Origin of the sequence: Actinoplanes cyaneus (assembly GCF_016862095.1) — a bacterium.
Lineage (GTDB): Bacteria > Actinomycetota > Actinomycetes > Mycobacteriales > Micromonosporaceae > Actinoplanes > Actinoplanes cyaneus.
This window is the reverse complement of sequence record NZ_BOMH01000051.1, coordinates 49,820-74,001: the sequence shown is the minus strand read 5'-3', so window position 1 is coordinate 74,001 and position 24,182 is coordinate 49,820. Positions and strand designations below refer to the sequence as shown.

Annotated in this window: 22 protein-coding genes and 3 tRNA genes; 4 read left to right on the top strand and 21 right to left on the bottom strand. The window is 70.4% G+C overall.

The window, feature by feature from the left end; all coding sequences use genetic code 11:
- Positions 1-168: 168 nt before the first annotated feature.
- From Acy02nite_RS32630 to Acy02nite_RS46755, 4 genes are all read right to left on the bottom strand, one after another.
- Positions 169-2,529: an ATP-binding cassette domain-containing protein gene (locus tag Acy02nite_RS32630; RefSeq protein ID WP_203749173.1), complete on the bottom strand. Its 2,361-nt coding sequence runs from the start codon at positions 2,527-2,529 to the stop codon at positions 169-171.
- Positions 2,530-2,635: 106 nt separating this feature from the next.
- Positions 2,636-4,174 (bottom strand): RICIN domain-containing protein, encoded by a 1,539-nt coding sequence (locus Acy02nite_RS32625; RefSeq protein WP_203749170.1) that lies wholly within the window; start codon positions 4,172-4,174, stop codon positions 2,636-2,638.
- Between the two features lie 2 nt (positions 4,175-4,176).
- Entirely contained in the window at positions 4,177-4,863 is a 687-nt protein-coding gene (locus tag Acy02nite_RS32620; RefSeq protein ID WP_203749167.1) for a prepilin-type N-terminal cleavage/methylation domain-containing protein, read from the bottom strand.
- Positions 4,864-4,880: 17 nt separating this feature from the next.
- Positions 4,881-6,656 carry a putative Ig domain-containing protein gene (locus tag Acy02nite_RS46755; RefSeq protein WP_239175420.1) on the bottom strand — a complete coding sequence of 592 codons (1,776 nt, stop codon included), beginning with the start codon at positions 6,654-6,656 and terminating at the stop codon, positions 4,881-4,883.
- A gap of 161 nt (positions 6,657-6,817) precedes the next feature.
- Here Acy02nite_RS46755 and Acy02nite_RS32605 point away from each other — a divergent pair, with 161 nt between their 5' ends.
- Positions 6,818-7,984, top strand: coding sequence for an acyl-CoA dehydrogenase family protein (locus Acy02nite_RS32605; protein ID WP_203749164.1), 1,167 nt, complete (start codon positions 6,818-6,820; stop codon positions 7,982-7,984).
- Between the two features lie 455 nt (positions 7,985-8,439).
- Here Acy02nite_RS32605 and Acy02nite_RS32600 read toward each other — a convergent pair whose 3' ends face one another.
- The 5 genes from Acy02nite_RS32600 to Acy02nite_RS32580 all read right to left on the bottom strand — a co-directional run bounded on the left by Acy02nite_RS32600 (position 8,440) and on the right by Acy02nite_RS32580 (position 13,447).
- Positions 8,440-10,335 (bottom strand): RNA polymerase sigma factor, encoded by a 1,896-nt coding sequence (locus Acy02nite_RS32600; protein ID WP_203749162.1) that lies wholly within the window; start codon positions 10,333-10,335, stop codon positions 8,440-8,442.
- A 4-nt stretch (positions 10,336-10,339) separates the two neighbouring features.
- Positions 10,340-10,660 carry a YciI family protein gene (locus Acy02nite_RS32595; RefSeq protein WP_203749159.1) on the bottom strand — a complete coding sequence of 107 codons (321 nt, stop codon included), beginning with the start codon at positions 10,658-10,660 and terminating at the stop codon, positions 10,340-10,342.
- 125 nt (positions 10,661-10,785) lie between these two features.
- Positions 10,786-11,886 carry an acyltransferase family protein gene (locus tag Acy02nite_RS32590; protein WP_203749156.1) on the bottom strand — a complete coding sequence of 367 codons (1,101 nt, stop codon included), beginning with the start codon at positions 11,884-11,886 and terminating at the stop codon, positions 10,786-10,788.
- Between the two features lie 98 nt (positions 11,887-11,984).
- Positions 11,985-12,731: an ABC transporter permease gene (locus Acy02nite_RS32585; RefSeq protein ID WP_203749154.1), complete on the bottom strand. Its 747-nt coding sequence runs from the start codon at positions 12,729-12,731 to the stop codon at positions 11,985-11,987.
- Positions 12,728-13,447, bottom strand: a complete 720-nt coding sequence (locus tag Acy02nite_RS32580; RefSeq protein WP_203749151.1) for an ABC transporter ATP-binding protein — start codon at positions 13,445-13,447, stop codon at positions 12,728-12,730. The genes Acy02nite_RS32585 and Acy02nite_RS32580 overlap by 4 nt, the downstream gene beginning before the upstream one ends.
- A 99-nt stretch (positions 13,448-13,546) precedes the next feature.
- Here Acy02nite_RS32580 and Acy02nite_RS32575 point away from each other — a divergent pair, with 99 nt between their 5' ends.
- Positions 13,547-14,401, top strand: coding sequence for a sensor histidine kinase (locus Acy02nite_RS32575; RefSeq protein WP_203749136.1), 855 nt, complete (start codon positions 13,547-13,549; stop codon positions 14,399-14,401).
- The gene (locus tag Acy02nite_RS32570; protein ID WP_203749133.1) at positions 14,398-15,066 is read left to right on the top strand and encodes a response regulator; all 669 of its coding nucleotides are present in this window, start codon (positions 14,398-14,400) and stop codon (positions 15,064-15,066) included. Before Acy02nite_RS32575 ends, Acy02nite_RS32570 begins: the two co-directional genes overlap by 4 nt.
- Before the next feature lie 165 nt (positions 15,067-15,231).
- On the opposite strand, the gene Acy02nite_RS32565 is transcribed toward Acy02nite_RS32570, so the two are convergent.
- The 9 genes from Acy02nite_RS32565 to Acy02nite_RS32525 form a co-directional block, all read right to left on the bottom strand.
- Positions 15,232-15,306 (bottom strand) — tRNA-Val (locus Acy02nite_RS32565).
- Between the two features lie 11 nt (positions 15,307-15,317).
- Positions 15,318-15,388, bottom strand: a tRNA-Cys gene (locus Acy02nite_RS32560).
- Positions 15,389-15,428: 40 nt separating this feature from the next.
- Positions 15,429-15,501 (bottom strand) — tRNA-Gly (locus tag Acy02nite_RS32555).
- Positions 15,502-15,779: 278 nt separating this feature from the next.
- A complete protein-coding gene (locus Acy02nite_RS32550; protein ID WP_239175418.1) occupies positions 15,780-15,971 on the bottom strand; it encodes a hypothetical protein in 192 nt (63 codons plus the stop codon).
- 161 nt (positions 15,972-16,132) lie between these two features.
- The gene (locus tag Acy02nite_RS32545) at positions 16,133-17,215 is read right to left on the bottom strand and encodes a VWA domain-containing protein (RefSeq protein ID WP_203749130.1); all 1,083 of its coding nucleotides are present in this window, start codon (positions 17,213-17,215) and stop codon (positions 16,133-16,135) included.
- A complete protein-coding gene (locus Acy02nite_RS32540; RefSeq protein ID WP_203749128.1) occupies positions 17,215-18,183 on the bottom strand; it encodes a vWA domain-containing protein in 969 nt (322 codons plus the stop codon). The genes Acy02nite_RS32545 and Acy02nite_RS32540 overlap by 1 nt, the downstream gene beginning before the upstream one ends.
- Positions 18,180-19,088, bottom strand: a complete 909-nt coding sequence (locus tag Acy02nite_RS32535; RefSeq protein ID WP_203749125.1) for a DUF58 domain-containing protein — start codon at positions 19,086-19,088, stop codon at positions 18,180-18,182. The genes Acy02nite_RS32540 and Acy02nite_RS32535 overlap by 4 nt, the downstream gene beginning before the upstream one ends.
- Before the next feature lie 3 nt (positions 19,089-19,091).
- Positions 19,092-20,084 carry an AAA family ATPase gene (locus Acy02nite_RS32530; RefSeq protein ID WP_203749121.1) on the bottom strand — a complete coding sequence of 331 codons (993 nt, stop codon included), beginning with the start codon at positions 20,082-20,084 and terminating at the stop codon, positions 19,092-19,094.
- Positions 20,085-20,109: 25 nt separating this feature from the next.
- A complete protein-coding gene (locus Acy02nite_RS32525; protein WP_203749119.1) occupies positions 20,110-20,970 on the bottom strand; it encodes a S1C family serine protease in 861 nt (286 codons plus the stop codon).
- Positions 20,971-21,239: 269 nt separating this feature from the next.
- Here Acy02nite_RS32525 and Acy02nite_RS32520 point away from each other — a divergent pair, with 269 nt between their 5' ends.
- Entirely contained in the window at positions 21,240-21,881 is a 642-nt protein-coding gene (locus Acy02nite_RS32520) for a hypothetical protein (RefSeq protein ID WP_203749116.1), read from the top strand.
- A gap of 121 nt (positions 21,882-22,002) precedes the next feature.
- On the opposite strand, the gene Acy02nite_RS32515 is transcribed toward Acy02nite_RS32520, so the two are convergent.
- The 3 genes from Acy02nite_RS32515 to Acy02nite_RS32505 are packed head-to-tail and all read right to left on the bottom strand — an operon-like array spanning position 22,003 to position 24,166.
- Positions 22,003-23,253 (bottom strand): styrene monooxygenase/indole monooxygenase family protein, encoded by a 1,251-nt coding sequence (locus tag Acy02nite_RS32515; protein ID WP_203749113.1) that lies wholly within the window; start codon positions 23,251-23,253, stop codon positions 22,003-22,005.
- Between the two features lie 18 nt (positions 23,254-23,271).
- On the bottom strand, positions 23,272-23,838 hold the full coding sequence (locus tag Acy02nite_RS32510; RefSeq protein WP_203749452.1) for a GTP-binding protein: 567 nt from the start codon (positions 23,836-23,838) through the stop codon (positions 23,272-23,274).
- A gap of 19 nt (positions 23,839-23,857) precedes the next feature.
- A complete protein-coding gene (locus Acy02nite_RS32505) occupies positions 23,858-24,166 on the bottom strand; it encodes a DUF742 domain-containing protein (protein ID WP_203749110.1) in 309 nt (102 codons plus the stop codon).
- Positions 24,167-24,182 lie beyond the last annotated feature (16 nt).

The window sequence follows — 24,182 nt, the reverse complement described above, 5'->3', positions numbered from 1 at the left end:
GGCGACCGGCGTCCCCCGCCACTTCATCAATCGCCGATGAGCGGACAGTCGACCAGGGCCGATCGATATCGGCAAGATCTACAGGCCTGATCCCCACCATCCGAAAGGTCGCCCGCACCCGGCAAAGCAGGCACCGCCGCGACGATCCCGGGCACGAGCACCATCCGATCAGGCGGCGACGTACTCCGCCAGGTGCTGGCCGGTCAGGGTGGAACGCGCCGCGACCAGGTCGGCGGGGGTGCCCTCGAAGACCACCCGGCCACCGTCGTGACCCGCGCCCGGCCCCAGATCGATGATCCAGTCGGCGTGCGCCATCACGGCCTGGTGGTGCTCGATGACGATCACCGAGCGGCCGGCGTCCACCAGCCGGTCCAGCAGCCCGAGCAGCTGCTCGACGTCGGCCAGGTGCAGGCCGGTCGTCGGCTCGTCGAGGATGAACACGCCACCCTGCTCTCCCATGTGGACGGCGAGCTTGACCCGCTGCCGCTCACCACCGGACAGGGTGGACAGTGGCTGGCCCAGCGTCAGGTAGCCGAGCCCGACGTCGGACAGCCGCGCGAGGATCTTGTGCGCCGCCGGATTCCTGGCGTCGCCCGCGGCGAAGAACTCGACGGCCTCGGCGACCGGCATCGCCAGGACCTCGCTGATGTCCCGGCCGGCAAGCTTGTACTCCAGGACCGAGGCGTCGAAGCGCCGCCCCTCGCACACCTCGCACGTGGTGGCGACCCCGGCCATCATCCCCAGGTCGGTGTAGATCACGCCGTTGCCGTTGCAGTTCGGGCAGGCGCCCTCCGAGTTCGCGCTGAACAGGGCCGGCTTCACGCCGTTGACCTTGGCGAACTGCTTGCGGATCGGCTCCAGCAGACCCGTGTACGTCGCCGGGTTGCTCCGCCGCGAGCCCTTGATCGCCCCCTGGTCGACAGCGACGACGCCGTCCCTGCCGGCGACCGAGCCGTGGATCAGCGAGCTCTTGCCGGAGCCGGCCACCCCGGTCACGACGACGAGCACGCCGAGCGGGATGTCGACGTCGACGTTGCGCAGGTTGTGCCGGCCGGCGCCGCGCACCTCGAGGAAGTCGGACGCCTTGCGCACGTCGCTCTTCAGCGTCGCCCGGTCGTCCAGGTGCCGGCCGGTCAGCGTGCCGCTGGCACGCAACCCGTCGAGCGAGCCCTGGAACACGATCTCCCCACCGGCCGAGCCGGCCCGCGGGCCCAGGTCCACCACGTGGTCCGCGATCGCGATCATCTCCGGCTTGTGCTCCACCACCAGCACGGTGTTGCCCTTGTCGCGCAGCTGCAGGAGCAGCTCGTTCATCCGCTGGATGTCGTGCGGGTGCAGGCCGATCGTGGGCTCGTCGAAGACGTACGTCACGTCGGTCAGCGACGACCCGAGGTGCCGGATCATCTTGGTGCGCTGCGCCTCACCGCCGGACAGGGTGCCGGCCGGCCGGTCCAGGGAGAGGTATCCCAGCCCGATCTCGATGAACGAGTCGAGCGTGTGCTGCAGTTTCCCGAGCAGCGGGGCGACCGACGGCTCGTCCAGCCCGCGCACCCAGCCGGCGAGATCGCTGATCTGCATCGCGCACGCGTCGGCGATGCTGACCCCCTTGATCTTCGAGGAGCGGGCGCCCTCGCTCAGCCGCGTCCCGTCGCACTCCGGGCAGGTGGTGAACGTGATCGCGCGGTCCACGAACGCGCGGATGTGCGGCTGCATCGCCTCCCGGTCCTTGGACAGGAAGGACTTCTGGATCGACGGGATCAGGCCGCTGAACGTCAGGTTGATGCCGTCGACCTTGATCTTCGTGGGCTCCCGGTGGAGAAGGTCGTGCAGCTCCCGCTTCGTGTACTTCTTGATCGGCTTGTCCGGGTCGAAGTACCCGCAGCCACGGAAGATCCGGCCGAACCAGCCGTCCATGCTGTAACCCGGGATGGTGAGCGCGCCCTCGTTCAGGGACTTGCTGTCGTCGTACAGCGCGGAAAGCTCGAAATCGGTCACCGCGCCGCGACCCTCGCACCGCGGGCACATGCCGCCGGTGATGCTGAAGCTGCGCCGCTCCTTGGTGGTGACCCCACTCTTCTCCATGGTCACCGCGCCGGCGCCGGAGATCGAGGCGACGTTGAACGAGTACGCCTGGGGCGAGCCGATGTGCGGATCGCCGAGCCGGCTGAAGAGGATGCGCAGCATGGCGTTGGCGTCGGTCGCGGTCCCGACCGTCGACCGCGGGTCGGAGCCCATCCGTTCCTGATCCACCAGGATCGCCGTGGTCAGGCCCTCCAGCACGTCCACGTCGGGGCGCGCCTGGGACGGCATGAAACCCTGGACGAACGCGCTGTACGTCTCGTTGATCATCCGCTGCGACTCGGCGGCGATCGTGCCGAACACCAGCGAGCTCTTGCCCGACCCGGAGACCCCGGTGAAAACGGTCAGCCGGCGCTTCGGGATCTCGACACTGACGTCCTTGAGGTTGTTGACGCGTGCGCCGTGCACACGGATCAGATCGTGGCTGTCAGCAGCGTGCATCTTCTCCATGGCGGAAAGGCTAATTGCCGGCCACTCGCCCGGGCTTCTCTTTTCCTGACCAGTTTCCGCCAGGAAGCGACACGAGCCGGGGCACCTGGAGTGCCCCGGCTCGTGGTCAGTTCTCGGTGATGTCGCTGAGCGGACTCGAGTTGCTGATGTCCGGCGGCGCGTTCCACTTCTGCAACTCGTTGCTGCTGCACACGGCCACCTTGACCTTGCTGGTGCCGTCCGAGTGCAGATCCACGTTCTTCACCCCGGTGGCGAGGTCGGTCGGCTGCAGGCAGAGGCCCGTGCTGTCCTCGATGCGGTAACTGGTGGTGTAGCTGCCGGTGTTGTGCTTGACGTTCCAGACCAGGGCAGCGGGGATCCCGGCGGTGCTGGTCACGTCGGTCTGCGGGCACCCGGTCGTCGTCACCGTCACCCAACTGCTGGACGTCGCCACCAGCGGCGACTTCAGGCAGTACCGCTTGCCGCCGGTGATGATGTAGATGACGCCCTTCTTCTCGGTCTCCTTCGCGGAGTCGTTCGGCATCGGGTGGTACCAGGTCTGGTTCCAGTCGACGACGCCGTTCGGGTCCTGCTTGCAGAACCACGCGATCATGTACGTCGAGGTGACCGACCTGCTGGTGACGTCCAGGCAGCGGCTGAACTGGGAGTAGTTGACCAGCTGATTGGTGTCCTCACCGGCCATGCCGGCGCCGACAGCCGCGTCGAACCGCCAGACGTTGAGTGTGGCGCTGCCGCTGCAATTGCCCAGGATCAGCGGAGTGTTCACGGTGCTGGCGGTGGTGAGGTTGATGCAGTAGCCCTCCACCACCTTGGTGGGGCTCGTCGTCCGCAGGTTACTGGCGTTGTCCAGGCTCCACTGGAAGTCGGGCACGATGCTGCCGGTGGTGCTCGGGCAGGGTTGCAGCACGACGGCCTTGCCGTTCGCGTGCGCCGTGGTGCCGAACACGCACATGCCGTTCGGATAGGCGTCCGTCTCCGAGTTGACCAGCTTGATGTAGAGCTCGGCAGTGTACCGGAACTGCTGGGTGCTGCTGCCGTCGCAGACCCGCATCTTGACCGCCGCGCCCGCCACCGGGGTCTTCGTCACGGCGTCCATGCAGAGGTTGCCGGCCGTGGACGAGTCGATCCGGATCGAACCGCCGGTGGCCTTGTGGGTGTCGTTGTCGAGCGCGAACGTGTAGGTCCCGTCCAGCGTGCGCGAGGTCTGCTCCGAGGTGCTGCTGTCGGTCGGGGCGACATCGAGCGAGCCGAGCCCCTTCGAGCTCACCTCCGCTGTCTTCGGCGCCGTCTTGAGCGGGCAGGTCAGCACCTTGCCGTCCCGATCCTTGTACGTGATCGTGACGACGTACTCCATCTTCTCCCCGCCCACTCCGACGTCACCCGTGATGGGCTCGGCGCAGGACGGCAGGTCCTCTAGCAGGCCCGTGGAGCCGTAGGCAGCCGCGGCGATCCGGGCCATCACCACGTCCAGGCCGATCCGGGCGCCGGCAAGAGCCGTGCTGCGGTCCGCCATGGTGCGTGCCGTGGTGAACTGCCGGAGGATCATGGGCAGGACCGCGACGGAGAGAACCAGCCCGACGGTCACGACCATCATCGCGATGGGCAGCGAGCCGCGGTCGTCGCCCGAACGGCGGTGCGGTTTCATGGCTACGGCCTCCCTACGTTGCTGCACTGCTGGAGCGTCACATCGATCTTCTCGGGGTTGTCGTCCTTGCCGTCGAGGTCGTTCTCCTCGCCGATGTTCTGCGTGGTGAAGGCGTTGTCGAACCGCTGCGTGACGTCGCCTGCCGTGACCTTGAAATGCACGCGGACCATCAGATACTTCGCGGTGAACTGGGTGCCGACCCCGGTGGTCCCGGCGCTCGCGGTCTTCCACGGCGCGTCACCCGGCAGGTAGACCTCGAACGGCTTGGGGGTGCCGTCCAGCGCCACGTCGGTGGCGAGGGTCGACGCCGCGGGCGGCGTGCTGCCCAGGTCCCAGCTCCGCATCGTCAGGACCTTCTTGTCGGTGTCGAACAGCAGCTGCCGGCACCGCTTGGGCGTGTCCGGCTTCTCCCGCGGGATCGCGAACTCCAGGTAGAACCGGGTCGTGACTCCCGCGGGGGATCCCACCGGGGACACGTACGTCGCGTAGCGCAACTCCCGGTCCAGCCGGTTGAAGCTGATGTCGAGCTGGTCCCCGGTGACCGAGTTCTGCTCGATCTGCTTGGTGCCGGAGTAGATCTGGATGATCGCGGTCACCGCCGTGAGCGTCACGACCGACATGATCCCGGTCGTCACCAGGACCTCCATCAGCGAGAACCCATGGTCGTCGCGGCGCTTCCACCGTCGCATCCAGGCACCTCCCCGGCTCACAGGACGGTCCACACGAAGGTGTACCTGGCGGTCTGCGTGTCCTTGCCGCTGGTGGTCGCCTGCAGCGTGACGGTGTAGATGCCCGGCAGGGTCGGTTTACCGCTGATCTTGTCGCCCTTCCCGCTCAGGGTGACGCCGAGCGGCAGGCCGGTGGCGTCGATGTTGTTGACCTTGACGCCGATGGCGTCGGCGTTCGTCGCGACCGTCAGCGTCACCGACTGCAGCGACGTCGAGGTCACCACGGCACCGGGCGAGGTGAACTGCAGCGTGGCGGTGAGCGAGCCCACCTGCATCACGAAGCCGGCGTTCACCGTCGCGCCGGTCCCGTCCTTCACCGTGACTGTCGGCAGGTACCGGCCGCCGATGAGGACCGGCCCGCCGGAGATCACCCCGGTGGCAGGATTGATGCTCAGCTCGGCCGGCAGACCGGTCGCGGAGAACGTGTACTTGCCGTCGCCACCCGCGGCGGTCGTGGCCAGGTTGACCGTCGCCAGCAGGTCGACCTGCTGGTCGGGGATCGGCTGCAGAGTCAGCGGCTGCAGCACGGTGTGGGTAAACGTCAGCTTGAACGGCTGGTCGATGGTGGTGGTGCTGGCGGTGACAGTGATGCTCGCGGTGTAGCCGGTGGTGGCCGTGCCGGTGATCGCACCGGTGGTCGCGTCGAAGGTCAGTCCGGCCGGAAGGGCGGTGTCGAGCGCGAACTTGTAGGACACCGCGCTGTTGGTCTTGTCGACGACGATCGCCGGGAGGGCGACCGGGTCGCCGACGTGGCTCACCGGCGCGGGCACCGCGAGACTCGGCCGCTCGATCACCTGCCACTTGGTGCCGAGCGCCTGGTCGGTGTCCGAGCGGGGCGACAGCGTTCCGACCGGCGGCACGCTCTCCACCACCTTGACGTACGTGCCGGTGGTGGCGTAAGTCCAGACGCCGGCCTTCGTCGGCGTCCCGGAGACGACACCGGTCGACGCGTTGATGCCGAGCCCGTCGGGCAGTTTGACGGCGCTCCAACTGTTGGGCAGGTTGCCGCCAGTGGCCTTCATGTAGACGACGTTGCCGTCGGCGACGGTGGCGGGGACGCCGCGGAAGAACAGCCGCATGTCCGGCGGCCGGATCTTCGGGATGGCTCGCGTGGAGCTGTACTTGGCGTCGTCGTTCTTGCTGGAGACCAGGGTCGAGGCGAGGTACGCGCACTGGCCGCCGGTTGCGGTGCAGCTCTTGTGCTGCCAGGTCTCCAGCACCACCACCCGGAAGTACTCCAAGATCGAGGTGCTGTCGGTGGGGCGCTTGGGATCGAGCTCGTCGAGCGGCCTGACGCAGTCGTCGGTGCGGGTCACGTAGACCTCGCATTTGCCGACGAGGATGCTCTGCTGGAAGGTGAGGCCGTCCACGGTCAGGGTTTTCGACACGGTCGGGAGCGCCGCGTTCTGGCCCTCGGTGCTGCCTTTGTTGCCCTCCTGCGACATGGTCGCCAAGTACGGCTTCAGCTTGTCCTTGAAGGGCCCGGCCTGCAGGTCCGCCCACTGCTGGTCGACGCTCACCTGGCCACGGCCGTCGAGCAGGGCGGACCCCTCGAGGGCGCGGACCTGCTCCAGCGCGTTGCTCGCCAGCCGCACCGCATAGCGCTGATCCCGCTGCTGAGCGACGGTCAGCGCACCGTTGACGAAGAAGGCACCCAGCCCGGCCATGGCGATGCTGATCACAGCCAACGCCACAAGGACCTCGACCAGCGTGAAACCCTCGTCCATGCGACGGTCAGGCGGTTGGCCGCGCATCTCACTCCTCACCCGATCTTCCGGCATCCCCGCGGGGAAAGCCCTGCCAACAGGCACTATCGGCAGGCCGGAAGCGAAATGGAGAAGCAGTGCCACCGCAATGACCCGGGCGCGCCCGTACCATCGCTGAATCGGGCGCGCCGCAAACCTCTGGAGGACGCATGGCCCTCACCGACCCGCTGGAACTGCTCGATGTCGCCGGCCTGCTCAGCGACGAGGAACGGCAGATTCAGGAGACCGTCCGCCGATTCGTCGCCGACCGGGTGCGCCCGTATGTGGCGGAGTGGTTCGAGGCCGGCACCTTCCCTCGCGAGCTCGCGCCCGAACTGGGCAAACTGGGCGTTCTCGGTATGCACCTGGACGGCTACGGATGCGCCGGGACGAGCGCCGTGGCGTACGGCCTGGCGTGTCTGGAGTTGGAGGCCGGTGACTCCGGCCTGCGCAGCTTCGTGTCGGTCCAAGGGTCCCTCGCGATGTTCTCGATCTGGAAGTACGGGTCGGAGGAGCAGAAGCAGGAGTGGTTGCCCCGGATGGCGGCCGGTGAGGCGATCGGGTGCTTCGGGCTGACCGAGCCCGACTTCGGCAGCGACCCGGCCAACATGCGCACCCGCGCGGTCCGTGACGGCGACGACTGGCTCCTCACCGGCACCAAGATGTGGATCACCAACGGCAGCATCGCGGACATCGCCACCGTCTGGGCGCAGACCGAGGACGGCATCCGGGGCTTCCTCGTCCCGCGGGGCACGCCCGGGTTCACCACGCGCACGATCAAGCAGAAGCTGTCACTGCGCGCGTCGATCACCGGCGAGCTGATCCTGGACGAGGTGCGTCTGCCGGACTCCGCCCGCCTGCCCGGCGCACGCAGTCTCGGCGCACCGCTGAGCTGCCTGAACGAGGCCCGTTTCGGCATCATCTTCGGAGCGACCGGCGCCGCGCGCGACTGTGTGCAGACCGCGCTGGACTACGCGAACACGCGCGTGCAGTTCGACCGGCCGATCGCCGCTTTCCAGCTCACCCAGGAGAAGCTGGCGAACATGGCGGTCGACCTGAACACCGCCGCCCTGCTCGCCATCCACCTGGGACGGTTGAAGGACGCCGGCACGATCAAGCCGCACCAGGTCAGCGTCGGCAAGCTCAACAACGTCCGCAAGGCGCTGTCGATCGCCCGCGAGTGCCGCACGATCCTCGGCGGCAGTGGCATCACGCTCGAATACTCCCCCCTTCGCCACGCCAACAACCTGGAGTCAGTCCTCACCTACGAGGGCACGTCGGAGATCCACACCCTGGTCATCGGCCAGGCCCTGACCGGCCACTCCGCCTACCGCTGAGAGCCCACTCCCGGCTGAGCGCCACGCCGCCCCGAACGGCACGCCCGGCTGAACGGCACGCCCGGGATCGGCCACGATCGGGACCAGCCACGATCGCGGCGGGCGCTTCACGGCCAGCGGGGCACGAGCGCGGCGGGCGGATCACGGCGAGCGAGCGAGCGAGCCACGGCCAGCGGGGCCGGCGGCACAAGCGGGGCGGGCCACGGCCAGCGGGGCCGACGGGACAAGCGGGGCGGGCCACGGCCAGCGGGGCCGACGGGACCAGCGGGGCCGGCGGCACAAGCGGCGCCGCGCCGCGACCGGATCGCAGCGCGCCCGCCGGGCCCCAGCCGGTGCCCAGGGCCGACACCGCACCCGCGGCCGTGCCCTGAACGCCGGACGGAGCCGGCAACCGCGCTGCGATCCGAAGCCGTGAATCTCATGTCTCGAGAGTGAGGTCTGCCCCAGGGGCAGAGTCAAGACATGCGGAGAGTTCGCAACGTCCGGCCGGTCGCCCGTTTGAAGAGGTACTCGGCCCGCTCGTAGGAGAGCCTGCGCCGCCCGGTCTCCGGGCAGAGGTCGGCCGGTCCGGGCCGCCGGGCCGGCCCCGGCCGCCGATCGGAGAGGAAGAGCGGTCCGCGGGCCCGGCCCGCGATCAGCTCCGGCAGCAGCGCGGCGGTCTGCTCCCGCCAGGCCACCGCGGGCCCGGCCCGCCGGGCGAGGTCCAGATCCTGCACGTCGAGCGCGAGCACCGCCCGGATCGGCGCCCCCGATTCCCGCACCATCAGCCACAACACCCGTTCCCGCAATGGCACACCGGAAGGAATCCGGAGGACCGGAAGAAGCGGATCCACCGGCACGGGCTCGCCGGCCGGTGGCAGCGCCCGATTCTTCAACTCCGCCGCCAGCTGCGGAAATCCTGCCCATGCCGCGAAGGACCGGAACGCCGCCAGATGCCGGTTCCAGCCACGCGGCGCCGCATCCGGCCACAGCGAGGCGACGACCGCGGCTACGCCGGCGGCATCCAGAGTGGTCAGGGAGATCCGTTCGCCCAGGGCCCGGCGCATCCTGGCGAGCGATTTCCGGTACGCCGAGGCGGTCCCCGATCCGAGCCCCGCCAGGAACTCGTCCACCATCGCGCCCAGCTCCGGTCCACGTCCAGCCGTCCCGGCGGTCGCGGCACGGGCGCGCAGGAAGTCCCGTTCCGCGGCGTTGCGGGTCAGCGAGGCCGCCCGCTCCCATTCCGTACGAGCCTCGGCGCCGCGTCCCGACCGCAGCAGCAGGTCGCCGCGGACCCCGGGCAGCAGGTGGTAATCGCGCAGTGCCGGATCCGCCCGTAACGCGTCCACCAGCGCCAGCCCGGCTTGCGGCCCGCGCGCGAACCCGACCGCCACGGCACGGTTCAACCGGACCACGGGGGTCGGCAGGAGCCGTTCCAGTGCCTCGTAGAGTGTCGCGATCCGCTCCCAGTCGGTCTCCTGAGCGGTCCGCGCCTGGGCGTGACACACCGCGATCGCGGCCTGCAACACGTACGGCCCGGGGGTCTTCGCGGCTCCCGTCGCACGGGCCCGCAGCATCGCCGCGAAGCCCCTGTTGATCAGCAGCCGGTCCCATCTCCCCCGGTTCTGCTCGTGCAACTGGACCGGCTCGCCGCGGGCTCCGGTGCGGGCCGCCGACCGTGACTGCTGGATCTCCATCAGCGCCACGAGGCCGTGCACCTCCGGCTCGTCCGGCGCCAGTTCCGCCAGCAACCGGCCGAGCCGCAGGGCTTCCAGGCACAGGCCGGGCCGCATCAGATCGTCACCGGAGGTCGCCGCGTAACCCTCGTTGAACACCAGGTAGACGACTTCCAGCACCGAGGCGAGCCGCCCGCTCAGCTCCGCGCCGGACGGAAGTCCGTAGGCGGCGCCGGACGCGGAAAGGGTTCGTTTGGCGGCCGCGATCCGGTGCGCGATAGCCGGTTCCCCGATCAGGAACGCGCGCGCGATCTCGGGCACGCTCAAGCCCGCGACGACGCGCAGGGTGAGAGCCGCACGCGCCGGTCGATCGAGCACCGGATGACACGAGATGAACATCAACCGCAGCACGTCGTCGCTCTGCTCGGCGACGTCGGGGGGCTCGAGGTCCGTACTGTCGAATCGGCGGGAACGCCGCAGGTGATCGACGGCCCTGCGCCGCGCGACGGTCGTCAGCCAGGCGCCGGGATTGTCCGGGACGCCCTCGGCCGGCCACCGTTCCATGGCCGTGACCAGGGCGTCATGCGCGAGCTCCTCGGCCAGGCCGACGTCGTGGACCATCCGCAGGAGCGCGGCGACGATGCGCGCGGACTCCTGCTTCCAGACGACGCCGACCGTGGCCCGGGCATCGATCACAAGCTCAGCCGAACACCTGGTGGATCACGCTCTCCCCGTCCCCGACGATCTTGCGGAAGCGCCGGCCGAGCTCGATCGCCTCGTCCCGCGACCGCACCTCGACCAGTGCGAACCCGCCGACCGCCTCCTTGGCCTCGGTGAACGGCCCGTCAGTGATCGTCACGTCGTCGCCGCTCGACTCGATCTTGAAGCCGGCCGGGTCGAGGCCACCGGTCGCCAGCAGCACGCCGGACGCGGTCATCTCCTCGATGAACGCGGCCATGTCCGCGAACAGCTTCTCGTCGGGCTGGGTGTCCTGCATCTTCGAGAGCATCAGGTAACGCATCGGAGTCTCCGTTTCTCGTGGTTGCTGTCACCCCTACGTCGCCCGGGCTCATGTGACAGGTAATCACGAACGCCGCCGACCCCGCTCGGCCACGGTCACGCTCGCGGCCGGTCAGCGACTCCACGTCAGCCTCCCGCCATCGCGGACGCCCGGTAGATCGTTCCGGCGCCGGCCACGGATGGCGCCGCCTCCCGCACCGGACGGCTCGGCCAGGGCAGGAACCGCAACCGCCGCCGGGCCGCCAGGTCCTCCACCCAGCCGAAGATCAACACTGCGTCGGCCAGCAGCGCGAGGGCGATCGCCACGTACCCGGCCTCGAAGAACCTCCCGAGCCGCCACACCTCGAGCGCGTCGCCGACCGGGTAGCAGAGCGCGATCGCCACGTTGTTCCAGAGGTAGATCGTCACCGCACGGGAGTTGATCAGCGACACCCAGCTGTCCAGCCCGGTGCGATTGATCAGCCAATCCATCCGCGGCCGCCAGCGCAGCAGCACGACGACGAAACCGGCGTTGTAGACGGCGTACGCCATCGGAAGGTCTTTGATTCCCCCCGCCTCCGGATGCAGCTGACTCCACGCCAGTCCGCCGGCCACACCGGCCACGCCGAGGATCGCGACGAGGAACCCGGGAAGGCGCCGCAGCGTGCCGTCCCGATGCGCGAAACCGAGCATCCAGCACGCCGCGAAAGTCAGAAGATCGGTGCCGACCTCCTGTACGGCATCGACCGGGATCAACGGCATGGCGACGAGTGCGACGATCGGCGCCAGAATGGCGAGCGGGCGCGCCCGGCGGTAGACCCACAGCATCATCGGCGAGAGCGCGACGAGCCACAGATAGGTCACGAGGTACCACAACACCTCGGCGGCCTGCTCGCCGAACGTGCTCGCCGGCGGGTCCGCGAACGGCACGATCCACGCCACCAGGTGCCACAGCGCCGGCCGCTGCTCCCAGCCGACCAGGAACATCGCCGGCACGACGACCGCGCCGAGCACCCAGAGCGCCGGCAGCAGGCGCCGCACCCGGCCGTAGATCACCCGCCCCGCCCCGTGCCGCGCCAGCGAGTTCGCCATCAGCGAGCCGCCCAGCGCGAACATCACCCCCATGGACGGAAAAGCCAGCTCCAGCACGGCGAACGGGAACATGTGAAACACCGAGACGCGCACGATCGCCAGCACTCTCAGCAGATCGAAATAGCGATCCCGTCCCGCGACTTCTGCCTCGGCCACCGGCTCCTCCAACGCTCGCGCAAAGCGGCCGCTCAGCCGCGCGCTCACGCTAGAACCGCTCCTTTTGCCGCGCCTGTGCCCGCCCTGTCAGCTACGCCTCACCCCATCGTGTCGCGGCGGTGGAAGACAGCGGCGGCGGCGACCAGGAGAAGCGCGGTCCAGCCGGCCATGACCAAGGCTCCGGGCACCACACCGAGGCCGCCCTCGACGGTCGGGACGTCGCCGAACAACCGGCGCCCGGCCATGTCCGGCAACCAGAAACCGAGAGCGCTGACCTTGCTCAGCAGCAGGGAGAACGAGACCAGCGAGCCGTTCACGATCAGGACCACCATCGGGACGACACCGCTCCTGGTGAAGACCGTGACGGCGAGCGCGATGAGGCCGCTGAGGATCCAGTAGAGGGCAGCACCGAGGCAGCGCGTCACCGCCTCCGGGATGCTGACGCTCTCCCCGATCATCAGGCGGGCGACGCCGATCGTCAGCGGCATCGTGACCACGGCGGTCACGGCGACGAGCAGGACGACGACGATCGCCTTCGCGGTCAGCACCAGCACCCGGTCCGGCACGGCGGCCAGGGTGGCCGTGATCTGCCGCTCGCCGGTGAACTCACTGCTGAAGACGGTCACCCCGATGACGGTGGCGCCCACCGTGCCCAGGGGCATCGCGGCGAACGCGACCTCGAGCGGCGCGGTGAACGCCACGGCGGACGGGTCGGCGTGCACCGCGTACGCGTTCAGCACGGTGATCAGCAGCGACCCGAGCAGGGCGACGGTGACACCCGCCCAGGCCGCCGGCAGGGTGAGGGTCTTGTGCAGCTCGGCCGCGAGGGCCCGTGACCGCGTCACCGCACACCGCCGATGCCGCTTCCGGCCCCGGTCAGGGCGAAGAACGCGTCCTCGAGCGTCGCGAACCCGGCGGTGACCCGGGCGAGCGGGCCGGCGGCCATGACCCGGCCCGCGGCGATGACCACCAGGTCGTCGGCGACCGCGGCGACCTCGCTCATCGCGTGGCTGGACAGCAGCACCGTGCCACCGGCCGCCGCGTGGTCGCGCACCAGGCACCGCAACCAGCGGACACCTTCCGGGTCCAGGCCGTTCGCCGGCTCGTCGAGCACCAGGACGTCCGGCTCACCGAGCAGCGCCGCGGCCAGGCCGAGACGCTGCCGCATGCCCAGCGAGAAGCGGCCGGCCCGGAGTCGCCCGGTGTCCGCGAGCCCGGCCCGCTCGAGCACCTCGGTCACGCGACGGCCCGAGATGCCGTGCGAACGGGCCAGCCAACGCAGATGCCCGCGAGCGGTGCGCGACCGGTGCGCGCCCGAACCGTCCAGCATCGACCCGACCACACGCAGCGGCTCGGGCAGGCTCCGGTAGGGACGCCCACCGACCAGCGCGACGCCGGCTGTGGGCCTGTCCAGGCCGAGCAGGATGCGCAGGGTGGACGACTTCCCCGCCGCGTTCGGGCCGAGGAAGCCGGTCACCCGCCCCGGCTCGGCGCGGAAGGAGACCTCCGAGAGCACGGTGCGTTCCCGGTACGTCTTGGTGAGACCGTCGATCGAAAGCATGCGGCCATTCCAGCTCGGAACTTCCCGGCTGCCATCGGACCCTGGTCCGTCAGACCGTGGTCCGATGGCAGGCGACGAGTCCACGCCTAAGCTTCCACGATGGAATCCGGTAGGCCGTCGTGGCGCTCGCGCGTGTGGGCGGCCGCTCTCACGGTGCTGGGCGTCCTCGCCCTGCTGCTCACCACGACCGGAGTGGACGGGCCGCGCGCCGGCCGGGCCGTGGCCGCGGTGGCCGTCGTGCTCACCGTCGCGGTGGTGGGCTGGGCCGCCGCGCGCACCCGGGCGCAACGCCGGCGATACGAGGAAGAGCTCGCGGCCTGGGCGGCGGAGCGGGCGGCCCAGACGGAGCGGCTGCGGATCGCGGCCGACCTGCACGACCTGGTCTCCCACGGGCTCGGGCTGATCACGATCCGGGCCGCCGCCGCCCGCAGCCTGCGCGGCCCGGAAGGCGAGGCGGAGCGCGGGAACGCCCTGGCCGACATCGAGCGCACCAGCCGCGAGACCACCACCGAGCTGCGCCGGATGCTCGGTGTCCTGCGGGCCCCGGGCGCCGCGCCGTTGCGCCCGGCCGAGACGCTGGCCGACCTCCCGGCGATCGTGACCGCCGCGAACGCCGCCGGCCTGACCGCGTCGCTGCACCTCGACGAGGTCGGTGACGTGTCCGCGGGCACGCAGCTCACCGTCTGCGCCGTGGTCCGCGAGGCCCTGAACAACACCGTCCGGCACGCCGGGCCGGTCCGCGCACGGGTCAGCGTCCGGCGTGCGGCAGCGACGATCGTCGTGGACGTCGAGGACTCCGGCCCGCGGGACGGCTGGCGGCCGCAGCCGGGCGCCGGCCATGGGCTCGACGCCCTGCGCGCACGGGTGGCCGCCCTGGGCGGGACGCTGCACACCGGCCCCGTGGCGGGCCGATTCCGCGTCGCCGCACACCTGCCCGACCGGCCGAGCCGATGACCGGCGGGATCCGGGTGCTCATCGCCGACGACCAGCCGCTCATGCGTCACAGCCTGGCCATCCTGGTCGACGGCGACCCGGCCCTGACCACCGTGGCGCAGGCCGCCACCGGCGCCGAGGCCGTCGACCTGACCCGGCGGCTCACGCCCGACGTGATCCTGATGGACATCCGCATGCCGGGCGGTGACGGCATCGAGGCCACCCGCGAGATCACCGCCGATCCGCGGTTGACCGCCAGCCGTGTCCTGGTGCTGAGCATGTACGAGCTGGACGAGTACGTCTACGGCGCGCTCCGGGCCGGCGCCAGCGGGTTCCTGCTGAAGGACGCGCACCCCGGCGAGCTGCTGGACGCCGTGCACCGCACCCACGCCGGCGAGTCGTTGTTCGCCCCGGCCATCCTGACCCGCCTGATCGACCACTACGTCAGCCGGCCGGCCACCACCCCCGCCGGCGACCTGAGCGTCCTCACCGACCGGGAGACCCAGGTGCTGCTGCTGATCGCCCGGGGCCTCTCCAACCAGGAGATCGTCAGCGCCCTCGACATCTCGGTCAAGACCGTGAAGACCCACGTCGGCAACCTGCTGGCCAAGCTCCATGCCCGGGACCGCGCCCAGCTGGTCATCGCCGCCTACGAGAACGGCCTCGTCGACCGACACCGCCCCTGACCGCTCCGAGGCGCGTTGTGAGATTCAACCGGGCTGCGGCGAGGTCAGGCGTATGGCCGGCAGAGGCAGGATTCCACAACACGCCCTTGGCAGCTCAGGAGAATGGCAACGTGCCCGGAAACACGACGAGCCACCCGGAAAGGGCGGCTCAGAAGCGAAGATTGTTGGTGGGCGATACTGGGATCGAACCAGTGACCTCTTCCGTGTCAAGGAAGCGCGCTCCCGCTGCGCCAATCGCCCGCAACACTGCGAGGTGGAGACGGGATTTGAACCCGTGTACACGGCTTTGCAGGCCGTTGCCTCGCCTCTCGGCCACTCCACCGAGCCGGCCGGTGCCACGTGGAACCGCAACAGCCTCTCCGAGCGGACGACGGGATTCGAACCCGCGACCCTCACCTTGGCAAGGTGATGCGCTACCAGCTGCGCTACGTCCGCGTTGCCGCCCGGTCTCCCCGGCGACGAATGAAACCTTAGCCGAGCCCCCGGCCCGATGCCAAAGCGGGGTCACCACCGCACGCACTTCGGCAGCGGAAGCGCTGGTCTGGGCAGTTCAGCCACGGTCGCGCACCCGGCACGCACATCACGCGCTGCTCGAAAGGCGGCTGGTCCTCACGGTGGTTGTCGGGACGAGACAACGACCGTGAGGACCAGCTGACAAGCGCGAACCGCGGCTGGTCTGCACGGTGGTTCACCCGAGCGGACCAGCCGGGAGTTCAGCGGGACTCGCCCAGGAGACGGCGGACCTCGGCGATCAGCTCGGCCTGGAACGCCGCCACGCTGCCGTCGACCACGCCGATCCGGTAGTCCGACCCGGTCTCCGGGTCCTCGGCGAGTTGCGCGTCACGCCGCCCGGCCGAGCCGTCGGCGTGACCGGCGGTGTACGCCACAAATGCTTCTTCCATCATCGGGGCCTCCTCGAACACGCGCGCCAATCTCGCATGAGTACGGATTCCGGCGGGCCATCCGTTCGACCGGTCCCGGATCATTGAACGTCGGGCGAGCGCACCCTTTCAGACGGCTCGGGCCCCGGACGGCTCGAGCCCCGGGGGCTCGGGCTCCGGACAGCTCAACGCCGGGGCGCCGCCGGCCGGGGACCGCGGTTCCACCAGAGGGAGAGCCCGGTGCCGGTGACGACCAGGAGCGCGCCGGCCAGCACGAACCAGAAGCTGATCTCGACGTTCTCCTTGTGCAGGCCGATCTCCTTGGGCAGGTCGCCGAGGACGCCGTTGAGCTCGTCCGCGTCCTGGGCCTTGAAGTACTGACCGCCGGTCAGGTCGGCGACCTTGGTCAGCGCGTCCTCGTCGATCTCCTGGACCCGGCCACGGCCGCCGCCGCCGAAGCCGCCGCCGCCGCGGAATCCGCCACCGCCCATGAACGAGTCGCCGCTGACCTGGTCGGCGGTGCACACCATCTGGGACGGGGTGGTCGTGCCGAAGCCGATCGTGAAGACCCGGACCCGGCGGGCCGCGGCCTGCTCGGCCGCGGTGACCGGGTCGACGCCGGTGGTGTTCGAGCCGTCGGTGAGCACCACGATCGTGTCCGGCTGGTAGTCGCCGGCCGCGGGCGGGGCGGCGTCACCCAGGTCCGCGCCGGTCGCGGCGACGTCCGGGTTCATCTCCGCGATCGCGTCGATCGAGGTGAGGATCGCCTGGCCGATCGCGGTGCCGCGGGCGGTCTTGAGGGTGTCGATCGCGTCGAGCAGCTTGTCCTTGTCGGTGGTCGGGGTGACCAGCAGGCCGGCGATGCCGGAGAACGCGACCAGCCCGATCTTGGTGCCGTCGCCCTGCCCCTCGACGAACTTGCGGGCCGCGTCGACCGCCGCGGAGAGCCGGTTCGGCTGGACGTCGGTGCTGCACATCGAGCCGGAGACGTCGATGGCCAGCAGGATCGACGTGTTGTTGGACGGCACCGACAGCCGGGCCTGCGGCCGGGCGAGGGCGCCGCTGAGCGCCACCAGGCCGGCCAGGAAGAGGTAGACCGGGATGCGCCGGCGCCACGCGGACCGGCCCGGCAGCGCGGCCCGGATCAGGGCGACGCTGGAGACGGTCACCGCATTGCGCTTGCGGCGGCGGTTCAGGAACCAGCGGGCCAGCAGCAGCAGCGGCACGACCAGCAGCGCGGCCAGCGCCCACGGCCAGTGGAACGACATCAGACGATCCTTCCGTGCCAGCGGGTGCCGAGCAGCCCGCCGAGCGCCAGCAGCAGCAGGGCGGCCCCGGCGAACGGGGCGGTCAGCTCCAGCGGCTCCTTCTTCGTGGTCAGCCGCAGGTCGATCGACTTCGTGGTGTCGTTCAGGGTGTCGGCGTCGCCGGCCGCGTGGTACGCCCCGCCGGTGACCTGCGCGACCGCGGTCAGGGTGCTCTCGTCCAGCGCGGTGTTGAGCTGATAGCCGTCGACCTTGACGGTCGCGCCCTTCGCCGTGCCGACGCCGACCGTCTGGATCCGCACGCCGGCCGCGGCGGCCAGCTCGGCGGCGGCTTCCGCGTCCGGCCCGCCGGTGTTCTCACCGTCGGAGAAGGCGACGATCGTCGCTGACGGCCAGTAGCCGAGCGCGCTGGTGTCGGGGGCGCTCCCGTCGGCCGGGAGGCTGACCGGTTTGCCGGTGATCGTGCCGAGCCCGACGAGGATCGCCTGGCCGAGCGAGGTGCCGCCGCTCGGTTTCACCCGGGCGATCGCGGCGGTCGCGGCCGTGTGGTCGGCGGTCGGCGCCTGGGTGAGCAGGGCCTGGTCACCGAAGACGAGCACGCCCACGTCGACGGTGTCCGGCTGCTCGCCGACGAACTGGGTGGCGGCGGCCTGCGCGGCGGCCAGCCGGGACGGCGAGACGTCGGTGGCGGCCATGCTGTTGGAGATGTCGAACGCGAGCAGCACGGTGCCGGACACCCGCGGCACCGCGACCTGGGCCTGCGGCCGGGCCAGACCCACGAGCAGGATGGGCAGGGCGGCGAGGAGCAAGGCGTACGGCAGATGGCGCCGCAGGCCGCCGCCTGTCAGCGTGCCGAAACCCGCCGCTCTGAGCGCGGCGGCACGGCGCCGCTGCAACGAGAGGTAGGCGGCCACGGCGACGGCTGAGATCAGGACCGCGAGGATCAGCACGTACGGGTACAGGAAGCTCATCGGCGGCCTCGTCCCGACGCCCGGACCATCTGCACGAGCGCTGACATCAGGTCCTGATCCGTGGTGATCCGGTGGGCCGCGACGCCCGCCCGGCGCATCGCCCCGGTGAGCTCGGTCTCCCGCGCGCCGACCTGCGTCGCGAGGCGGCTGCGCAGCAACGGATCGCTGGTGTCGACCAGGATCTGCTCGCCCGTCTCGGCGTCCTCGACCAGGATCACGCCGAGGTCGGGAAGGTCCAGCTCGGCGGGGTCGACGACCCGGACGCAGACGACCTCGTGGCGGTGGGTGAGCATGCCGAGCGGGCGGTCCCAGCCGGGGTCGCCGATGAAGTCGGACATCACGAAGATGAGGCTGCGGCGCCGGGACGTGGTCACCGCCGCGAGGTCGAGCATCGCGGTGAGATCCGTCGTGGGCGCCGGCTGCTTCGACTTCTTCGGCGGCTTACCGGCCGGCGCGGTTTTCAGCAACTCGTGGCCGATCCGGAGGATCTGGTCGCGGCCACCGCGCGGCGGGATGACCTGGTGCACCGCGTTGTCGAACAGGATCGCGCCGACCCGGTTGCCGCCCTTGGACACGAGTTTGGCGAGGCTGACCGCCAGCTCGGTGGCGACCGACTCCTTGCCGTCGTGTCCCCCGAACCGCATCGAGGCGGATCTGTCGATCACCAGCCAGGCGGTGAGCTCGCGATCCTCCGTGTACTGCCTGACGAACGGCTCGTCCAGGCGCGCCGTCACGTTCCAGTCGATGTGCCGGACGTCGTCCTCCGGCGTGTAGGCGCGCAGGTCGGTGAAGTCGATCCCGGCGCCGTGCCACACCGTGCGGTACGCGCCCTGCAACCGCCCGTCGAGGCGGCGTCCGAGCTGCCACTCCAGGCGCCGCAGCAGCCGGTCGGAGGGTGTCGCCATGGGTCAGCGGCCCCGGCCGGTCGGCTCCGGGAACGACAGGTTCGCCATGATCTTGGAGAGGATCAGGTCGGCCGTGACGTCGTCGGAGAGCGCCTCGTAGGAGAGCACCATCCGGTGGCGCATCACGTCGAGCGCCAGGTCGGCAAGGTCCTCCGGCACCACGTACTCACGACCGCGGATGTACGCGAGAGCCCGCGCCGCCAGCACGAGACTGATCGACGATCGGGGGCTGGCGCCGAACGTCACATACTTGGCGAGGTCGGTGAGGCCGGCACGGGACGGGTCGCGCGACGCGTTGGCGAGCTGCACCGCGAACTCGATCAGCGACGGGTCGACGTACACCTGATCGGCGGCCTGCTGCAGGGTGACCAGCGTCTCCGGGTCGATGATGCGCTGGATGACCGCGGCCGGCGCGAGCGCCCGCTCGACGACCACGAACTCCTCGGTGGGCGTCGGGTAGCCGATCACCACCTTCATCATGAACCGGTCGACCTGCGCCTCGGGCAGCGGATAGACGCCCTCGCTCTCGATCGGGTTCTGGGTGGCCATGACCAGGAACGGGTTCGGCAGCTTGTGGGTCTCCCGGCCGATCGTGACCTGCCGCTCCTGCATGGTCTCCAGCAGCGCGGACTGCACCTTGGCCGGCGCGCGGTTGATCTCGTCGGCGAGCAGCAGGTTCGTGAAGACCGGGCCGAGCTGCACCTGGAACTCGCCGCTCGGCTGGTGGTAGACGCGGGTGCCGACGATGTCCGCGGGGACCAGGTCGGGGGTGAACTGGACGCGGTGGAAGTCCCCGCCGATCGCCTCCGCGAGCGACTTCACGGCCAGGGTCTTGGCCAGCCCGGGAACGCCCTCGACCAGGATGTGACCGCGCGCGAGCAGGGCCACGATCAGCCGCTCGAGCAGGATGTCCTGGCCCACGATGGTCTTCTTGACCTCGTAGAGCACCTTCTCGATCGGTCCGGCGGAGGCCGGCGGGGCGTCGGTCCAGCTCATGTATCCGTCCTCTGGTCGCTCTGTCTCACAGTGGTGGTGCGCGGCCGTCGCCGTTCTCACCGCCGCCGATGGCGGCGCCGATCGGGACGGCGAACCCGATGCCGATGAAGGTGCCCGCGTCGGTCGGGTTGGCCAGCGCCACCACGATCCCGACCACCTGACCCTGGTCGTTGACGAGCGGGCCGCCCGAGTTGCCCGGGTTGACCGCCGCGTCGAATTGGATCAGCCCCGCGATGTCGTCCGTCGCCTCGCGGGTGAGCTTGCGGTCCAGCCCGGAGACGACGCCGCTGCTGGTCGAGTCGACCAGGCCGAGCGGGTTGCCGATCGCGACGACCGGGTCGCCGACCTGCACGCCGCCGCCGAGCACGGCCGGGACCAGCGTCTCCGGCAGCTTCTCCGGGGTGAGGGTGGCGATGTCCTGCTCGGGGTTCGCATCGGCGACCTTCGCCGACGAGGAGCTTCCGTCCGCGTACGTCAGTTTGATGGTCTCGGCGCCGTCGATCACGTGATTGGCGGTCATCACGGTGCCGTCGGCATTCGCGATCACGCCCGTGCCGGTGGCCGACTCGACGGCCTTCTTCGCGTCGTGGCCGGTGGTCTGGATCAGCACCACCGAGGGCAGCATCGTCTGGTAGATCTGGGAGACCGCGAGCGGGCCCTGCGACGCCGACGGGGACGGTCTGGGCGCGGCCGCCTGCGGGCTCTGTCCACTGTCGCCACCGCGGGTGAACGCCACCACGGTGATCACCACGGCCCAGACCGCGACCAGGGCGATCAGGGCCTGGCGGCGCCGCTCCGGACTGTTCCACCGGGCCACCCGGCCGGCGGCCGGCTCCTCCGGCGCCGGCTCCGGGGGCTCGGAGCCGTCCGGGCGGAGCACGGTCATCACGTCACGACCGCCAGACTCAGCATTACTTGACCCTAGAAGCGATTTCTAAGAATTCCCCGTGAGTCCTCTAATGGTTTCCGGTACGCAAGATCGCCCATCTGCTGTCAAAGCGGGAATTCCGTCACGTCGTCAGGACGCGGCGCGGGCACGCGTCCCACCTTCCGGCGCGGCGGCGTCGTTGACAGCAGACCCCTACATCGGGGACAGGGTCCACATAGTCCCGGTGGCGACGATGGGCGCAGCGAGACGAGCCGAGGAGTCGCCGCATGAGCACGAACGAAGAAACCGGACAGCACACCGCCACGACCCCGCCGCTCGCCGAGCCGGCCGGCACGGTGAGCACCCTGCACCCCAGCGATCCGTGGTCCCAGCCGGCCGCCCACCAGGAGCCCGAGCCGCCCACCGCGCTGGTTCCGGCCCCGGCTGGGCCGGTCGCCGCTGGGCCGGTCGCCGCTGGGGTGGTCGGCGCTGGGGTAGCCGGCGGAGGGGTGGTCGGTGGTCCGCCGCCCGGCGTCTGGGCGCCGCCCGGGCCTGCGGCGAAGGCCGGGAAGCCCCGTAGCCCGAAGACCGTCCTGATCGCGGCCGTGCTGGCCACCGCGGTCGCGAGCTCCGGCATCACCGCCGGGGTCATGTCCGCGATCGGTGGTGACTCGTCCGGCCCGGCCGGCGTCAGTCAGCAGGGCGGTCCCGGTGGTGGCGGCATGCGTGGGGGCGGCGGCGGTTTCGGCGGCAACCTGGGCGGCGGCCAGCAGGGTCAGGACGGCACCGGTCAGCAGGGTGAGACCGGTCAGGACGGCACCACCGGTCAACAGGGCCAGACGGGACAGAGCGAGACGGGACAGGGGGGTGCCACGGGGCAGGACCAGGGCGGCACGACCCAGAACGGGACGACCGGCACCGGCACCTGAGCCAGGCGTGCGGGCGGGGCGCATCCACGCGATGCGCCCCGTCCGCGTCAGCCGGTGGCCGGGTGCTCAGCGAGGACGTTCGCGGTGCTCACGGCGTACCCAATCGGGAAGTTGATCTGATCTAGGACCCACTGACCTCGGCGAGGTAGGCGGTGGCCTTCTCCGGGTCGACGAACCAGTTGAGCAGGTCGTTCGGGTCGACGAAACCGTAGGCGAAGCGGCGCGCGATCTGCTCGTTCGCGGTGGCGGCGCCGAGGAGCTCCTGGACGTGCGGGGGCAGCGGCTGCAGCATCGCGTTGGTCCAGCCGGTGACGGCCATGCCGTGCGCGGTCCAGAACGCCTCGAACGTCTCCGTCATCCACTTCTCGTCGAACGGCTGCTCACCACGGGCCAGGATGGCCTGGAGATAGTGGTGGGCGGCCTTCGCTGCGGTGTTGCTGCCCTGGCCGGTGATCGGGTCGTTGGCGATCACCACGTCCGCGAGCCCGAGGACCTTGCCGCCGCCCGGCAGGTGCGCGACCGGCTTGCGGACCGTCGGGGTGTAACGGCCGTGCAGCGTGGACTTCGCGTCGGTGAGCTCCACCTTCCCGGCGCGCGCGGCGACCCAGGGCAGGTGCTCGCGGATCAGATCGAGCGTGATCTCCAGGTGCTGCCCGGGAGCCATCCGGCCGGTGTGACCGGCCCAGCGGTCGAGCGGGCCGCCCGGGACCGTCTCCCAGAACAGGATGTCGCACGCGCCGGCGTGGGTCAGGCCGGGGATCACGAACAGCTCGCCGAGGCCGGGCAGGGCGTGGAAACCGACGTGCGGCTCCGGCCACTCCGGGTCCGGCTCCAGGCCGTGGACGTAGGCGACGGCCAGGCCACGCTGCGGCTCGGTGTACGGCGAGCGCTCCGGGTCCCGGTCGAACATCGCCACCAGGTCACCCTTGCCGGCCGCGACCACGGTCAGGTCGTAGCGGCCGAGCTGGGTGATCGCGTCCAGGTCCTGCGTGGTGGCCGGGTTGTAGATCACCTCGACGCCGCGCTCCTCGGCGTCCTGGAGCCAGCGGGCCATCTTGATCCGCTGATCGGTGGACTGGGCCGGGCGGTCCAGCAGCCCGTTGAACGCCAGCGCCAGCTGTCCCTTCTCGACGGAGAGCTGCGGCCGCAGCCCGTGGATCGGCGGGGCCTGCTCCTCCCAGTGGTTCAGCCCGTACGCCCGCTCGGTGCTCAGCGCCAGGTCGAACATCGCCTGGGTGGAGGTGGGCCAGCCGGCGCGGATCTCCTCGGGGGTGCGCGCCGACATGAGGGTGACCTCATAGCCCTCGGCGCGCAGGCTGAGGGCGAGCTGGAGACCGGCCTGACCGGCCCCCACGATAAGGATCTTGCGCATGTGGTGCCTCCTGTGAAACTAGCCGACGCCGGAGGGGACGACGGCGGTGACGCGCTCGGTCGCATGGTTCACCACGGCCAGCAATGCGTGCGCGACGTTGCGCGGCTCGCGGATGTCCGCGGCGATCAACGGGACGTGCGGAGGCAGGGTCAGCGCCTCCCGTACCTCGGAGAGCTCGTGGGTCTGGATGCCGTGGAAGAGGTTGACGCAGACGATCCAGGGGACGTCCGCGTCGTTCTCGAAGTAGTTCACCGCGGCGAACGAGTTCTCCAGATGGTTGGTGTCGACCAGGACCAGGGCGCCGACCGCACCCCGGACCAGGTCGTCCCACATCGGCCAGAACCGGGGCTGGCCCGGCGTGCCGAACAGATAGAGCACAAGAGAATCGTCGATCGTCACGCGGCCGAAGTCCATGGCGACGGTGGTGGTGACCTTGTCGATGCCCGGATCGAGGCGGTCGATCTGCGCCGCGGCGGCGGTCATCCAGGACTCCGTACGAATTGCCGGAATTTCCGAGATGGCCTCGACCGCGGTCGTCTTGCCGACCCCGAAGCCCCCGGCGATCACGATCTTCGCCGAGGTCATCTGCCCGGTCAGGTGCGAGTCACGTGAGTCGGAGGAGGCCGGCACGAAGTCTCTCCAGGAGCGCTAGATCTTGCGAGGGGCGAGCGTCATGCACGACCAGCTGACCGATCTTGAGCAGGTCGTTGATCAGCAGCCGGGTCAGCCCGAGCGGCAGATTGCACGCCGCCGACAACTCCGCCACCGAGCACATCCGGCGAGCCTGCTCGTAGAGCGATCGGGAAGCCGGAGTCATGCTGGCGGCGAGGACCGGGTCATACCTGTTCCCGGTCGAGACCAGGGTGTGCATCAGCAAGGGGCTACGGCTGCTGGTCCGCCCGCGGGCGGTCATGTACGGGCGCACCTTC

Excerpts from the sequence above, each read along its gene's own strand:
- Acy02nite_RS32525 (WP_203749119.1), bottom strand. The coding sequence starts at position 20,970 with ATGACCGTGCTCCGCCCGGACGGCTCCGAGCCCCCGGAGCCGGCGCCG.
- Acy02nite_RS32530 (WP_203749121.1), bottom strand. The coding sequence starts at position 20,084 with ATGAGCTGGACCGACGCCCCGCCGGCCTCCGCCGGACCGATCGAGAAG.
- Acy02nite_RS32630 (WP_203749173.1), bottom strand. The coding sequence starts at position 2,529 with ATGGAGAAGATGCACGCTGCTGACAGCCACGATCTGATCCGTGTGCAC.
- Acy02nite_RS32545 (WP_203749130.1), bottom strand. The coding sequence starts at position 17,215 with ATGTCGTTCCACTGGCCGTGGGCGCTGGCCGCGCTGCTGGTCGTGCCG.
- Acy02nite_RS32540 (WP_203749128.1), bottom strand. The coding sequence starts at position 18,183 with ATGAGCTTCCTGTACCCGTACGTGCTGATCCTCGCGGTCCTGATCTCA.
- Acy02nite_RS32510 (WP_203749452.1), bottom strand. The coding sequence starts at position 23,838 with ATGACCTCGGCGAAGATCGTGATCGCCGGGGGCTTCGGGGTCGGCAAG.
- Acy02nite_RS32570 (WP_203749133.1), top strand. The coding sequence starts at position 14,398 with ATGACCGGCGGGATCCGGGTGCTCATCGCCGACGACCAGCCGCTCATG.
- Acy02nite_RS32605 (WP_203749164.1), top strand. The coding sequence starts at position 6,818 with ATGGCCCTCACCGACCCGCTGGAACTGCTCGATGTCGCCGGCCTGCTC.
- Acy02nite_RS32580 (WP_203749151.1), bottom strand. The coding sequence starts at position 13,447 with ATGCTTTCGATCGACGGTCTCACCAAGACGTACCGGGAACGCACCGTG.
- Acy02nite_RS32535 (WP_203749125.1), bottom strand. The coding sequence starts at position 19,088 with ATGGCGACACCCTCCGACCGGCTGCTGCGGCGCCTGGAGTGGCAGCTC.
- Acy02nite_RS32620 (WP_203749167.1), bottom strand. The coding sequence starts at position 4,863 with ATGCGACGGTGGAAGCGCCGCGACGACCATGGGTTCTCGCTGATGGAG.
- Acy02nite_RS32515 (WP_203749113.1), bottom strand. The coding sequence starts at position 23,253 with ATGCGCAAGATCCTTATCGTGGGGGCCGGTCAGGCCGGTCTCCAGCTC.
- Acy02nite_RS32625 (WP_203749170.1), bottom strand. The coding sequence starts at position 4,174 with ATGAAACCGCACCGCCGTTCGGGCGACGACCGCGGCTCGCTGCCCATC.
- Acy02nite_RS32505 (WP_203749110.1), bottom strand. The coding sequence starts at position 24,166 with ATGACCGCCCGCGGGCGGACCAGCAGCCGTAGCCCCTTGCTGATGCAC.
- Acy02nite_RS32520 (WP_203749116.1), top strand. The coding sequence starts at position 21,240 with ATGAGCACGAACGAAGAAACCGGACAGCACACCGCCACGACCCCGCCG.
- Acy02nite_RS46755 (WP_239175420.1), bottom strand. The coding sequence starts at position 6,656 with ATGCGCGGCCAACCGCCTGACCGTCGCATGGACGAGGGTTTCACGCTG.
- Acy02nite_RS32595 (WP_203749159.1), bottom strand. The coding sequence starts at position 10,660 with ATGCGTTACCTGATGCTCTCGAAGATGCAGGACACCCAGCCCGACGAG.
- Acy02nite_RS32575 (WP_203749136.1), top strand. The coding sequence starts at position 13,547 with ATGGAATCCGGTAGGCCGTCGTGGCGCTCGCGCGTGTGGGCGGCCGCT.
- Acy02nite_RS32550 (WP_239175418.1), bottom strand. The coding sequence starts at position 15,971 with ATGATGGAAGAAGCATTTGTGGCGTACACCGCCGGTCACGCCGACGGC.